Origin of the sequence: Nonomuraea sp. NPDC050540, from assembly GCF_044457485.1 — a bacterium.
In the GTDB taxonomy this organism is placed as follows: domain Bacteria; phylum Actinomycetota; class Actinomycetes; order Streptosporangiales; family Streptosporangiaceae; genus Nonomuraea.
In genome coordinates this window covers 1-1262 of the sequence record NZ_JBITHA010000054.1, presented here as the reverse complement: position 1 = coordinate 1262, position 1262 = coordinate 1, and the positions used below count along the sequence as shown (strand labels likewise).

Annotated in this window: 1 protein-coding gene; it reads left to right on the top strand. The window is 67.7% G+C overall.

Translation table 11 applies throughout. From position 1 onward, the window contains the following. Positions 1-97 precede the first annotated feature (97 nt). On the top strand, positions 98-1219 hold the full coding sequence (locus ACIBI5_RS54265) for an IS630 family transposase (RefSeq protein ID WP_397259670.1): 1122 nt from the start codon (positions 98-100) through the stop codon (positions 1217-1219). Positions 1220-1262: the final 43 nt, after the last annotated feature.

Sequence of the window (1262 nt, the reverse complement as noted above, 5' to 3'; positions counted from 1 at the left end):
CTAGTGCTGTGACCGGAAATGATCGCCGGGTTGGCGGGTAGGTCGCTCCTGCCGGTTGGATGGACTGATCACGTTCAATCGGTGCTCGGGAGGCCAGGTGACGCAACCGGTCAGGGTTCGCAGGCTCACGGATCCAGAAGGGCAGAAGCTGCAGCGGATCGTGCGGCGCGGCACGATGAGCACGGTGCGCTATCGGCGGGCGATGATCCTGCTGGCCTCGGCCGGTGGCAACACGGTGCCGGTGATCGCTCGGCTGGTGCAGGCCGATGAGGACACCGTGCGCGCTGTGATTCATCGCTTCAACGAGATTGGGCTGGCCTGCCTGGACCCTCGGTGGGCGGGAGGCCGTCCCCGCCTGCTGAGTCCTGAGGACGAAGACTTCGTCGCGCAGACGGCCACGACCCGCCCGGTCAAGCTCGGCCAGCCCTTCACCCGCTGGTCCATCCGCAAACTCCTCGTATACCTCCACCGGCTGCCCGGCCGTGCCTTCACCCTCGGCCGGGAGGCGTTACGCACGCTGTTGTCCCGCCGCGGGATCACTTTCCAGCGCACCAAGACCTGGAAGGAGTCCCCGGATCCGGACTTCGAGGCCAAGCTGGATCGCATCGAGTACGCCCTCACCCAGCGGCCCGAGCGCACCTTCGCCTTCGACGAGTTCGGACCGCTCGGCATCCGCCCCACCGCCGGATCGGGCTGGGCACCACAAGGCGAGCCGGACCGGCTACCGGCCACCTACCACCGCACCCACGGCGTCACCTACTTCCACGGCTGCTACTCCGTGGGCGATGACCTGCTGTGGGGCATCAACCACAGGCGCAAAGGCATCGACCACACCTGGGCCGCCCTACGCTCGATCCGCGCCGCCCGCCCAGACGGCGCCCCGATCTACGTCATCCTGGACAACCTCTCAGCGCACAAGAACTGGCGCATCCGCACCTGGGCCAGCAAGAACAAGGTCAAGCTGCTGTTCACGCCGACCTACGCCTCCTGGGCCAACCCGATCGAGGCCCACTTCGGCCCCCTACGCCAATTCACCCTGGCCAACTCCGACCACCCCAGCCACACCGTCCAAACCCGCGCCCTGCACGCCTACCTACGCTGGCGCAACATCCACGCCCGCCACCCCGACGTACTGGCCGCCCAACGCCGCGAACGCGCCCGCATCCGCAGCGAGAAAGGCCTCCGCTGGGGAGGCCGGCCCCTCGCATGGGCAGCCTGAAACCGTCCCTCAACCCGGCGATCATTTCCGGTCACAGCACTAG